Origin of the sequence: Streptococcus sp. FSL E2-3494 (genome assembly GCF_038007085.1) — a bacterium.
GTDB lineage: Bacteria > Bacillota > Bacilli > Lactobacillales > Streptococcaceae > Streptococcus > Streptococcus thermophilus.
Genome location: NZ_JBBOWN010000001.1, coordinates 503,431 through 516,594 on the forward strand (window position 1 = coordinate 503,431; position 13,164 = coordinate 516,594).

General features: G+C 39.1%; 8 protein-coding genes and 2 pseudogenes. 7 read left to right on the forward strand and 3 right to left on the reverse strand.

The genetic code is table 11. The annotated features are described in order from the left end of the window. The first annotated feature begins 37 nt into the window (after positions 1–37). On the forward strand, positions 38–5,002 hold the full coding sequence (locus tag NST05_RS02660; protein WP_340742894.1) for a mucin-binding protein: 4,965 nt from the start codon (positions 38–40) through the stop codon (positions 5,000–5,002). A 64-nt stretch (positions 5,003–5,066) separates the two neighbouring features. On the opposite strand, the pseudogene NST05_RS02665 reads toward NST05_RS02660, so the two are convergent. Then, a pseudogene (locus NST05_RS02665) lies at positions 5,067–5,300 on the reverse strand (transposase); the annotation flags it as partial. A gap of 93 nt (positions 5,301–5,393) precedes the next feature. Between NST05_RS02665 and NST05_RS02670 the strand changes: the two are divergent. Next, a protein-coding gene (locus NST05_RS02670; RefSeq protein ID WP_095559415.1) for an IS3 family transposase occupies positions 5,394–6,541 on the forward strand; the annotation gives its coding sequence in 2 pieces (ribosomal slippage) (positions 5,394–5,646 and positions 5,646–6,541; 1,149 coding nt in all). Positions 6,542–6,582: 41 nt separating this feature from the next. On the opposite strand, the gene NST05_RS02675 is transcribed toward NST05_RS02670, so the two are convergent. Beyond that, a protein-coding gene (locus NST05_RS02675) for an IS3-like element ISSth1b family transposase (protein ID WP_106693466.1) occupies positions 6,583–8,153 on the reverse strand; the annotation gives its coding sequence in 2 pieces (ribosomal slippage) (positions 6,583–7,508 and positions 7,508–8,153; 1,572 coding nt in all). 193 nt (positions 8,154–8,346) lie between these two features. Between NST05_RS02675 and NST05_RS02680 the strand changes: the two genes are divergently transcribed. The 5 genes and pseudogenes from NST05_RS02680 (at position 8,347) to NST05_RS02700 (ending at position 12,232) form a co-directional block, all read left to right on the forward strand. Further along, complete coding sequence (locus NST05_RS02680; protein ID WP_084829083.1) at positions 8,347–9,273, forward strand: thioredoxin family protein; 927 nt, start codon at positions 8,347–8,349, stop codon at positions 9,271–9,273. 164 nt (positions 9,274–9,437) lie between these two features. Next, the gene (locus tag NST05_RS02685) at positions 9,438–9,734 is read left to right on the forward strand and encodes a bacteriocin immunity protein (RefSeq protein WP_004197070.1); all 297 of its coding nucleotides are present in this window, start codon (positions 9,438–9,440) and stop codon (positions 9,732–9,734) included. A 321-nt stretch (positions 9,735–10,055) separates the two neighbouring features. Then, positions 10,056–10,319 carry a hypothetical protein gene (locus tag NST05_RS02690; RefSeq protein ID WP_002945924.1) on the forward strand — a complete coding sequence of 88 codons (264 nt, stop codon included), beginning with the start codon at positions 10,056–10,058 and terminating at the stop codon, positions 10,317–10,319. A gap of 124 nt (positions 10,320–10,443) precedes the next feature. Next, positions 10,444–10,824 (forward strand): bacteriocin secretion protein, encoded by a 381-nt coding sequence (locus NST05_RS02695; RefSeq protein WP_084829082.1) that lies wholly within the window; start codon positions 10,444–10,446, stop codon positions 10,822–10,824. A 159-nt stretch (positions 10,825–10,983) separates the two neighbouring features. Next, positions 10,984–12,232 (forward strand): annotated as a pseudogene (locus NST05_RS02700) (ISL3 family transposase). 58 nt (positions 12,233–12,290) lie between these two features. Here NST05_RS02700 and gla read toward each other — a convergent pair. Then, entirely contained in the window at positions 12,291–13,154 is an 864-nt protein-coding gene (gla, locus tag NST05_RS02705) for an aquaglyceroporin Gla (RefSeq protein ID WP_002951781.1), read from the reverse strand. Positions 13,155–13,164: the final 10 nt, after the last annotated feature.

A 13,164-nucleotide genomic window follows, 5' to 3' on the forward strand; every position in this document is an offset into this window, starting at 1 on the left:
TAGAATATAAAAAATAATAGGGAGAGTTTAACCAAAAATGAAACACTATTGTGACAGAAAAGAAATTTTTTCACTACGAAAATATAAGGCTTATGGAACACAAACGGCTCTTTTAGGAGCAGTTGCCGTAGGATTGCTTATTACACCAACTCTCGTTCGTGCTGATGTAATACCTGATACTTCAACTGGAACGGCTTCAGTCACAACACCAGTTACCAGTGATTCAACCGCAAGTAGTGTATCAGCTATCATGACACCGGCTGAAAGCACTGCTCAAAGTACTTTAACAACGACTACCAGTTCAGAAGCAACAACATCGCTTGCGATCGCCTCAAGCGATACGAGCACGACTGCTACAAGTTTAACAACGGCTTCAGTCACAACACCAGTTACCAGTGATTCAACCGCAAGTAGTGTATCAGCTATCATGACACCGGCTGAAAGCACTGCTCAAAGTACTTTAACAACGACTACCAGTTCAGAAGCAACAACATCGCTTGCGATCGCCTCAAGCGATACGAGCACGACTGCTACAAGTTTAACAACGGCTTTCAGTCCGTCAAACTTATCAACTTCAATAGTTTCAAGTACGTCAGCGACGATCAATTCAAATACCCTTACTTCAGTCGCACCAAAACCTGCAGGAACTGTACGCTTACTAGCTACTGTTACACCTAATCCTGCTACAAGTATGAATATCACTCGGATTGATACAGGAAAAGCGACAAATGATTTTACGGATTTAACGGGAAAAGCGGTCGCTTTAAGCACCAATCTTACCGTATCAGACACTGCGACTACTATTTCAAATGCTTATGTCCTTTTTACTTTTACAGATACTTATGCGGGTGGCGATATTACCAATCCTAAAATTACAGGGTTAAATAATCAAGTCGCCACTAATCTAGGTAATGGGGTCTATAAGTTGCCACTAGGTACTGTTATTTCAGGGTCTACTTTTTCTCTCCCTATCATTGTTGGAGGCTTAACGACTGACAATGGAAATGTGGAAAATGGCACGAGTATTACGGTTTTAGCACAACTCTATGATGGAAATGGTGTACTTCAAAACCAAACTAGTCAGGATGTGACCTATAAAACCTTAACGGATCTACCAACAGTTTCAACTTCTTTGACAAGTAATGATGCTGGTACTTATAATGGTGCACAGATAGTTGGCTATATTGATGATGCGACAGGAACTCGCTATGGCCGTTCGACACGAAACTATAATCTTTATGCGGATGAGACTTTTAAAACAAAATACACTACTTTCTTTGGAAGTTTAAATAATAGTGTATATGGTGGATTGGCAGACGGGTATACTGTTAGGGTAACCATTCCAAGTGATCAGATTGGAGAGTGGGCTATTCGTGATCCAATGAACTCTGGTTTCTTTACATCCGTAGATTTCGCAACAAAAGGTTATTTTGATATTTCTATAGATGGCACTGGAACTGCTACACTATTTCAAAATTTCAGTTCCTTTTTTGAGATGGTTTATACAGGAAATACATTAGATGTTCCTGATTCTTTTTTTACAATCTCAGTTTATAAAAATGGACAAAAAGTTTCAGAAATACCTGAGATGACATATTCACATAAGAATATTTGGGTTCATAAAGCCATTCCAAATGAGCGTTTAATGCGGGTAACTACATTAATAAATTTCGATAATTACTATAATGATACTAACAATAGGCTAACTAATAGTTCTGATTATGGGAAATACGTTTCACTAGCTCCTATCTCAAAAACGGCTTATCTTGTCACGGAGACAACCTTTGAAAATGCAACTCCATATCCTAATGAATTTGGAATTCCAGTTTCGAATTTAGGTTATACCGTTCCAACACAGGTAGATGGGGGTAATTATTTTCCAAATGTAACGAGTATTATTATTTATGGTTCTTCTCTAAACTCAGATCTTATTAATAATGGTCACTTGTACTATCTTGATAAATCTGGTCAACGTCATGATCTTGGGACTTATGCAAGTTATGCTTCTCTTATTCCGAAACCTATTATAAAAGATGCTATTTATGTTGGGTTGGACTTAGGTGGCTTTATTCCATTATATGGTTCGGTTACTTTCTGGACTTTTCAGAGTAGAGACACCTCAACTCCTTTTGATACTAAGAATGATTTAACTTCTTATTCTTATACTACTCAGCCAAGTTTTTACACGAATATTAGAGATTCTAATGCATATAAATATACAGCAGATATCACTTACCAACCTAATTTTAACAATCTTGATTCAAAAATTAATATCTACAAATCTAATTTTGCAGCGATGATTGATGAGGTTATTAATTTTCAATCATACATAGAGTTAACTCCTATTGGTGCTTTAGTGGAAAAAAAGGGAGTTATTTCAATTAGTAATGTCAATTGGAGACGAAATTTTTCTTATCCAATTAATGATGCAACAGCATATATTTTTATTGCAGTACCAACAAATCTTTCGATAAGTCCTTTTACAGACCCATATCCAAGTAATTTAACTTTCAGTAATAATTTAATATTAAAAGAAATCATTCGAAATAAGGAAGGAAAAGGTCTGGATTATTATATTTATGATATCAAAAACGATATCTTACAAGTTAATTTTCAAATGGGTATTAATTATACGATTAATCAGGAAATATTTTACAAAAATTTAACGGATGCTGTTTTAAATAGCACTGTCGCAACAGGAACGGTCTTCAAAGCCAATAGTCGCTTTGTTGGAAACGAAGTAGACCCACTTGATTTTGATGGGGATGGGAAAACGAATGCCTCAGGCACCGATCGCGGTGATATATTTGTCGTGTCTACATCACAACCCTTCTCGGCAATCACACCAAAAGCTCTCTTTGTTTATGATAAGTCTTTAGGTGGGGATGGCCTGGCAGACTTTAATAAGAGTGATGTTTATCCTGGTAGTACGGTGACCATCAGTCCAGAAATCGCGAATACCACTGATGTTACCTATAAAGATATGACCTTGGTCACAGCTCTTCCAAGTGTTGGGGACTTGGTGTATGCTGGGGATAAGAGTCGAGGCAGTCAAATAAGTCTGACATTAGTAGGACCAGTCACTGCAGTACCAGGTTGGACAGCCACTTATTGCACAACAAAACAAGCTTCTGGAACAGCTGTATCCGACTTAAGTGATTGGAAAGATGCCTCTCAAATCACGGATTGGTCAACGGTGACCGCCATTAAATGGGTATCCGATAGTTCTGTCGTCTTATTGAAGGGACAGAGTATTCGTCTACCTTATCAATTAAAGATTCCGTCAACTGCTAGGATAGGACAATCTTTCACCACCACTTCTGCCCTCGCAGTCAATGGGTCAACTTCTTTTCTTGAGGGTTACCGTTCGGTGACAACGCTTAAAACCTACCCAATGACTGTCACTGGTCGTATCTATGTGGATAAGAACGTAGATGGCTCTTATGAGACCACTGATAGTGGTAAAGATGGTTTACTACTTTATTTAGTTGATAGTAATGGCAATCAAGTTACCGATAGAAATGGTATCTTAATCCCAACAATAACTTCTCCAGATGGGACCTATATGATTAGTGTTCCTTATCCAGATACGAATTATAGTGTCAAGGTCGTCTCTCCTCTAACAGGACTAGCTTATGAAACGGGCTATAGTGGTATCAGCTCTAGTTTAAATCTTAACGAAACCAATAATACAGCTGTCAGAGATTTCTTACTTCTTGAAAAACAGGTTGCCCGCTTTATCTTTATTGATAAGACAGATGGTAATAAAGAGTTATTACGCCACGATAGCACAGGTTTAACAGGTGATGCGATTGGTTATGATGCCAAAGGGCAGTTAGATGCCTACTTAGCACAGGGATATGTGGTGGACAGTCAACCTACAAGCTATGATCCAAATCAAATCTATACCGCAGATGCTAGCGATTTAGAAGAGTTCATCTATGTTCTTGTTCACGGCACAAAAGCTGTGTCAGAAACAGAATCAGTAACGCGTACTATTAACTACATCTATGGCAAAGACCAGTCCCAAGCGTCCCCAAGTGTGAGTGAGACGGCCCACTTTAACCGGACAGGGACACGTGATCAGGTCACAGGAGTGGTCACTTATAACCCATGGGTCAGTAGTGATAGTACCTTCAATGCCGTAACAAGTCCTGTTCTCACTGGCTATAGCGCTGATAAACTCAGTATCGGTTCAGAAACGGTTTCAGCGACGGATGCGGATCTTGTTCATGTTGTTACTTACTTGCAAGAAGGACAAAATGCACGCTTTATCTTTATTGATAAGACAGATGGTAATAAAGAGTTATTACGCCACGATAGCACAGGTTTAACAGGTGATGCGATTGGTTATGATGCCAAAGGGCAGTTAGATGCCTACTTAGCACAGGGATATGTGGTGGACAGCCAACCTACAAGCTATGATCCAAATCAAATCTATACCGCAGATGCTAGCGATTTAGAAGAGTTCATCTATGTTCTTGTTCACGGCACAGAAGCTGTGTCAGAAACAGAATCAGTAACGCGTACTATTAACTACATCTATGGCAAAGACCAGTCCCAAGCGTCCCCAAGTGTGAGTGAGACCTTGAGATTTAAGCGTGTAGGAATACGTGATAAGGTCACAGGAAATATTATTTTCGAGGCTTGGATGACAGACGATAACAAGTTTGATGAGGTTATTAGTCCGAAACTAGCAGGATACAGAGCTGACAGATTAAAGGTAGATGCAAAATTAGTAGATGCGACAAGTTTAGATAGTGAAGAGTTTGTTATCTATACTCAGGAAGCGGTACCACCGAAACTAGTGGTACCAGTTCAGCCTAGTCCGTCTAATCAGTCTACTCCATCAACGCCATCAAAGACGGTAGAAGGTAATATCAGTCATCAAGTTGTACTTCCTCATACCGGAGATAGTGATAGACAAGCAAGTATAGTTGGACTGATGAGTTTAATGACAGCAATGCCATTATTTGTATCTCACAAAAGAAGAAAGAAATAAACAACTGAATAATTTAACTAATTGTTAATAGGCTCTTTGTCAACTGTAGTGGGTAGATGAAAAGCTAAGATCTAGAGAGTATCAAATTGGTACTCTCTATTTTGATGTTCAAAGCAATCAAAATACGTGTTTTAAAGTTTTCAAAGTTCCGAAATCCAAAAGCATTACGCTTAATGACTTTAATAAGATTGTTAGTATCTTCTAGCTTAGCATTAGAGTAAGATAGTTCCAAAGCATTGATAATCTTGTCTCTGTCCTTAAGAAATGTTTGAATGACTGATGCAAATAATGGGTTAACAGTATTATGAAGTGACCCCCAAATGTTAGACTAAATTGGAAAGGTTATAATAAACTAGACACAAAGTTAAGAGAAATCGTGGAAAGGTTTATTATGGCAAGAAGAAAATTCGATAAACAATTTAAAAATTCTGCAGTAAAACTCATTCTTGAAGAAGGTTACTCTGTTAAAGAAGTCAGCCAAGAGCTTGAGGTTCATGCCAATAGTCTTTATCGCTGGGTTCAAGAAGTTGAAGAATATGGAGAAAGTGCTTTTCCAGGCAATGGGACAGCCCTAGCTAATGCCCAACATAAGATTAAATTGTTAGAGAAAGAAAATCGTTATCTTCAGGAGGAACTTGAACTTCTAAAAAAGTTCCGGGTCTTCTTGAAGCGAAGCAAGTAAAACGTTTTGAATTTCTCTTGAAACATCATGGGAAGATAAAAATTAAGCATGCAGTAAAAGTTCTTAAGGTTTCTCGCTCAGGTTTCTATGAATACATGCATCGTCGTCCTTCAAAACAACAAGTGGAGAGAGAAATTCTCTCAGAGAAGATAAAAGCTGTCTTTCATGAGCATAAGGGACGCTATGGTGCGGTTAGAATTACCAAGGTACTTCATAATACTGGTATTATGACCAACACGAAACGTGTTGGGAAACTGATGCACTTGATGGGACTTTATGCCAAGGGAAGCCGTTATAAATATAAACATTACAACAGAAAAGGAGCTTCGCTTTCAAGACCCAATTTAATTAATCAGATCTTTAAAGCAACAGCTCCTAATAAAGTATGGCTGGGAGACATGACCTATATCCCTACCAAAGAAGGCACCTTATACTTAGCCGTGAATATCGACGTTTTTTCACGTAAGATTGTAGGCTGGTCAATGTCTTCACGGATGCAAGATAAACTGGTGAGGGATTGCTTCTTACAAGCTTGTGGGAAAGAACATCCTCAGCCTGGCTTGATTGTCCATACTGATCAAGGGAGTCAATATACAAGCTCTCGTTATCAATCTACTCTTCGTCAAGTCGGTGCTCAATCTAGCATGAGTCGTAAAGGAAATCCCTATGACAATGCAATGATGGAGTCTTTTTATAAGACGCTAAAGAGGGAGCTTATTAATGATGCTCATTTTGAGACAAGAGCTGAGGCTACTCAAGAAATATTTAAATACATTGAGACCTATTACAATACAAAAAGGATGCATTCAGGTCTTGATTACAAGTCTCCAAAAGACTTTGAAAAATATAATTCTTAAATTCTCTTAACTCCGTGTCTAGTTTTTCGTTGACTTTCCAATTAGGCGACGGCCTTGTTCCTCATTTCAAGAGGGGCAAGGCCGTTATTGCGCTCTTGAAAACGTTGATGATTGTAAAAATAGATGTAGGCATCAATATCTGAAACTAGCTCCTCAAAAGTCTTATACTTCTTCAAATCATAGCACTCCGTCTTAAAGTGCCCAAAGAAACTCTCAATTGGTGCATTGTCAATACACTTACCAACACGAGACATGGAGCGGGTCATCTGATACTGGGTAGTTAAACGGTAATAATCTTTCGAAGTATACTGCGAACCTCGGTCGCTGTGAATTAATGGTGTCGCATTAGGATTAGCTTTTTGTGCTTTACGAAGTGTTTCCAATACCAATTCGTTATCATTAAATTGACCAACTACATAGGCGACAATTGAGCCGTCGTAAAGATCCTTAATAGCACTCAAATAGGCTTTACAGCTGAAACCGTACTTCAAGAAAGTCACATCTGTACACCATTTCTGATTTGGAGCAGTGGCTGTAAAATTACGATTGAGAATGTTGTCCTCTACATTGACAAAGCTAGTTTTAGTACAATAGCCCTTGGCTCTTCTGATAATGGAACGTAGACCTAGAATGTGCATCAAGCGTCGAATCCGCTTCTTGTTGTAGTTTGTTTCAAGCTTGCGATTGACAAATAGCGTCATACGACGATAACCAAGAATACCATTATGCTGGCTATGAAGTTTCTTGATGATATCCATCAAGCCTAAATTTTCCTGTTCAGAAGTTGTTTCTTGATGTTGTAACCACTTGTAATAGCCTGAGCGAGATACCTTTAGAATATGGCACAAGTGGCTGATAGAAACCTCTTCATACTCATCCGCATATTCTTTAATCGCTTGGAAGGTTTCCAAGTGCCGACCAAGTCTTACCGTCGGTTTCGTCGTTTGATTTCTTCTAACTTTTTTAGCAGGCCGTTCTCCATTTCAAGATACTTAATCCGCTCTTCCTGTTGCTTGATTTTGAGGCGTAACTCTTCTTCTGGAGTAAGGTTTGGTTTACTTGTAAGACCTTTTCCACGACGATCTAGGAGACCGTTAGAACCGTCCTTCTCGAACTTTCTGACCCAAGAATAGATCTGCTGGTAGGAAATACCATACTTCTCAACAGCCCCTTGGTAATCTTTCTCGTGGGCAAGGGTAAAATTGACAATCTCAATTCGTTCTTCAAATGTTGTCTTGCGTCCTTGCTTCATGCGTCTCATTCCTTTACTAGTAGCTTTCAGTTCTTTACCACTAGTATAACTTTTTATCCATGATCTGAGAACATAAGGGTCAGAAATTCCATATTTTTTGGTCAGATCTTTGAGACTTCCCAAGCCATTAAGATAGTCGGAAACAGCTTGTTCCTTTAGTTCCTTACTATACTTCTTCCATTGACGGCTTTCCTCTAGCCCATCAACACCAGCTTCTTTGTACTTCCGAACCCAGTTCGATAGGGTGTCTTTAGAGATACCTTGGTTTCTAGTTAACCAACTAAGTGATTTACCTTCTTCCAAGTGAAGCAGAACAATTTCTAGTTTCTCAGATACAGATTTTGGACTTCTTTTGGACATAATAAGACTCCCCTTATAGTTTCTAGTGAAAATTTTTATTTTTTCACTGTCCACTATAAGGGGAGTATATCATGGTGATAGTGGGATTTTTTATATTCTTACCATTCGGGACGTATAGTCACTTTTTGGGACGTTAGCTTCTATGAGAGTTGTAAATTGTTAAACTAGACTAAGTAATCGAAAGGAGTTTATGATGAGAAAAAGGACATTAACGCTATGGCTGATGAGTTCAGCCTTGTTACTGAATCTATCGGTAGGAACTGCTTTAGCGGATGAGGTGGTAGAAACGGGAGCTGATAATTCTCCAAAGGTTGAAGCAACCGAATCTACTCCAGTAGAACAACCATCAGATAGTCAGGAGCAGTCGCTTCCTGAAGATAAAGAGGCACCAGCAGCGACTGAATCAGTAACCTTGGCTGAGTCTGAGGAGGAGACTGCAAATGATATCCCAGCAGTATCTCGTGAGGAATACGACGCTAATGTTGCTGATTTACCTAAAATAAGTTTAGATGATGTGCGTAATGCCTTTACCGAGGATGGTCAGGCACATACGATTTATTTTGGACGTGGAACCTGTTACTATTGTCGTCAATTTTCACCAGAGTTGAAGGTCTTGAACCAACTGATGGATGGTCGTTTAGAGTATTACGATATAGATCGTGAGGATTTTGACCGAAACTATGTGTTTGGTGAGATTGGTATTCCAGGTACACCTACACTACTTTATCTGGAAAATGGTCAGCTATTATCAGGATGGGTTGGTGGTGGACCTGCTCAAACAGTTTATGACCATTTAGCCAGCTCTAGTCCACGTTTTATGACTTTGAATCAGGAACAAACAACCATCTCTGAACCTCAAACTAAAACTGTTCGTCCTACACGAGTAACCGAAGAGAGTACGAAAGAGAAATCTTTGCCAACTGTTCAACCACAGCCGATGTCAACGGTTCAGAAGGAACTGAACGCTCAAACAGGGCAAATGGCACCAATGACTGATAAAGTAGCAGACACAAAAGAATTCCCTAAAACAAATGACGGTGAGCAATCACTTGTCTCTTTTGTGGGGGCATTAGCAATCTTAGCTTCACTCATGTTAGCACTGAGATATTATATTAAATAGGTTAAAAGATTGAGTATCTCCCTCAATTTTTTTCATTTTGTATATGAATGACCATTCAGGACGTATAGCCACTTTTTGTGACGCTGGCTTTTAAATGACTATCAGTGTGCTATACTAAAGATGTGATTGAAAAATTAGTTGAAAGAAATAAGGAGGTTTTCTTAATGAAAGGACTTAAATGGTTTGCAGGAGGCAAAGAGAGACAAGAACAAGCAGTAGCTATCATCGATGAGGTAATTGAAACTATTGGAGATAAGCCAGATTATGCTGATTTGAAGCAGGTCCTGCACTCCTACCGAACGGAACTTGCAGACTCTCGTTCAGCCACTCCCTATATCTTAAGCAGGATGTCACTGGAAATATCCAAAGTGGTCAGAAAAGACCAGCTAACCTTGTCTCCCTGTATCGAGGAGCGAATGGCAGAGTTGCGAAAATTGCTAGCGATTCGTTATGGCTATTGATGTCATTAGGGAGGATTTCTTGGTTTTAAGGTTGAGTTGTCCATTGAGAAAAGGAAGATGGAGCAAAAAGGTTCTTTTCCAATCTGTTGAGGAGCAGAGAAAGAACCTTAAGTCCTAGTTATGATTATGACAAGCGGACAAGTGATTGTGATAAAAGGTGAGTGCGATGCCTTATCTTAACCGACTTCGTTCAGGAAAGTTACTTTATTTACAACTCATGGTTGTTGCCTAAGGTTTGATAGATGGCAATATTGGTTTAGAATTATTATATAATGGTTCTTCCTTCTTATTTTAGTTACCCCTGGGTTTGGTTTCCTTACTGTGTCTGACCTACCTACCAGTGTTCATCGGACGAGAGCTGAACAATCGTCCACTTGGGAACGACAGTTTACTCCTAAACAAATTTACGCTGGTATGGGCTTGGCACATTTGGCTATTATTTTAACTGGTGTTTATCGTTTGCTGACGGTGAGAGGTGCCGAATGGCGCCTAATCATTATTGTTGTGATTGTTTTGGATATTTGTTTACTAGCTTTTCTGACACCTAGAGTGCTTAAAATCATTAAACAAAGTGAACGAGGTTAGAATGGCAGTTTATGATAGACACGCCTATAAAAATAGCGAGGCTGTAAGTGCTTATCTATGCTTTGGTAACTTTGTAGGCGTTGTGAAAACTTTCTGTTTGAGAGAAGTGTGAGGTTTAAGTTTTATGTCAAAAAATCTACGTGCCCTTACGGCCATTATTTTGTCCCAATTGCTTATTGAGTGTATGGGATTCTTTTTAGGAATTCCTCTTAGTAAGATTCTGGTTTTAACAGTACTTAGCAGTATAGCAGAGGTTCTGATGCATCTTGTCCTAGGCAAAAAATCTAAAGTCACTTTGAGTGATAAAGAGATATGGCATCAATACTTTTTATTCGTTAAGAAGACACTCTGGCTTTCCATTTTGTTTGTTGGAATTTTTCTTTTTTATACGTTGACTAAATCTGACAGCTTTATGCTTTATTTTTACTGGCATATCTTTGTGTTGTTCCACTGTCTTGGCTATATCATTTGTTTAAATAACATCAAAATGAATCGTAAAAATTGAAGATCAAATCTTGTTTATTTTCACACAATAAAAAAATTGGCTCTATAATTTCTGTAGTGGGTAAAACTACTGTAGAGATTATAGAGCTTTTTGAGTGTACACAAAAAGTCCCATAAGAACTATAATGAAAAGCAACCAAACCATCATTAGGAAGAACTTATGAGACTTATTAAGAATAACACAGAATTAATCGGAATCAAAGACCAAAATATCAACATTTCACTTGTTTTTGAAACTGACACTCATATCGAGATTCAAGCAAAACTTGATTACCCTGCACCATCATGTCCTCATTGCCATGGAAAGATGATCAAGTACGACTTTCAAAAGCCTTCTAAAATCCCTCTTCTCGAGCAAGCGGGAACGCCAACTCTACTACGTCTGAAAAAACGTCGTTTCCAGTGTAAAAGTTGTAGAAGTGTCACGGTAGCTGAGACATCTATCGTTGAGAAAAACTGCCAAATCTCCAATCTAGTCCGACAAAAAGTTACACAACTCCTAACTGAGAAAGTGTCACTAACTGATATTGCAAGAAGACTTCGCGTGTCGACGTCCACTGTCTATCGTAAGCTTGATCAGTTTACTTTCAAGGAACATTATGACAAACTCCCTGCTGTTATGTCCTGGGATGAGTTTGGGTTCAAGAAAGGGGAATTGGCTTTTGTAGCGCAGAATTATGAGACAAACGAACTCATAACCATCCTTGATAATCGCCGCCAAACTACTATACGAAACTACTTTTTGAAGTATCCACTGAAAGTCCGACAACAGGTACAGTTTATCACGATGGATATGTCTTGAGCTTATATTCCACTGGCTCGTAAGCTCTTTCCAAACGCAAAAATCGTTCTTGATCGTTTCCACATCATCCAGCACCTTGGACGTGCCTTTTTAAAGACAAGAATTGCAATTATGAACCAGTTCGATAAGAAGTCACTACCCTATCGAGCCCTGAAAAATCACTGGCGACTCTTCCAAAAAGACAGATGTAAGTTATCTCTCAACTCTTTCTATTCAAAGACTTTCCGCCAAACTTTAGCACCACATGAAGTTGTTGCGAAGACACTAGTTTTTTCAAAAGAGCTTACTGACTACTATACACTTTATCAGCTTTTGCTTTTTCACTTTCAGGAGAAGAGAGTAGATGAGTTCTTTGAACTGATAGAGGAAAATAGGAGCAAGGTCAATCATTATTTTCAAACTGTCTTTAGGACTTTTCTTAGACACAAGCAATACATCAAAAACGCACTAGAAACGGACTATTCAAACGCGAAACTTGAAGCGACTAATAAGTTGATCAAAGATATCAAACGCTTGGGCTTCGGTTTAGAAACTTTATCAACTTTAAGAAGCGTTTCTTCATCACACTGAACATACATAAAAAAAGGACCTATCCGGTCCTCTCTAGATGTTAGCTTTTCGTCACCCACTACAGTTGACAAAGAGCCCAGATTTTTTGTTATTAATTAAAGGTAGAGAGCTTTAAACAAGTATACAGCCAAAAGTCCTGCAAGGATTGGCGCTACAACTGGAACCCAAGCGTACCACCATTTAGAATCACCTTTGTGCTCACCAAGAACTGATGTTGGCAAGAGGTGGTGAAGAAGACGTGGCATCAAGTCACGAGCTGGGTTAAGGGCTGGTCCAGTAGGTCCACCGAATGAAAGTACCAAAGCAGCAACCAAGAAACCAACACCGATGTGGGCTGTTTCAAGCGATCCATGGAATTGTCCATCAACCATTTCTTTAGTGTAACCAGCAGCAACAGCTTGTTGTGCAAGCTTGTGACCAAAGTAGTTGTTTGTCAAGGCAAGGGCACCAAAGAAGAGGAGGAATGATCCTGCAAACTCGTTGACAAAACCATTGGCACAGGCACGATTACGATTTTCTGGAGTGTCATCATGATCGTCAACTGCTGAGATAGTTGAGAAGGTCCCAAGAATATTGTTAGGATTCTCAGTTTGTGCATAGTAAGGTTGGTGAACCCAAACCACAATAGCTTGACCTAGGAAGGCACCGAGAAGTTGTGCAATAAGGTATCCAGGAACGCCTACCCATGAGAACAATCCAGATGCAGCAAGTCCAAGTGTGAAAGCAGGGTTGATGTGGTTACCAGAAACATCACCAAACATAAGGGCTGGCATCATAACACCAAAACCATAACCAAAAGCGATAACAATCCAACCAGATTTGTTACCTTTTGTTCCTGTAAGCTCAACGTTGGCAACAGCACCATTACCAAGTGCTACAAGAAAAGCAGTCGCGAACAACTCAGTGAGGTATTTCAAAAGCCATTCACTGGTGAACGCTTCTTTTAGAAAATCATTCATTTGTCTCTTT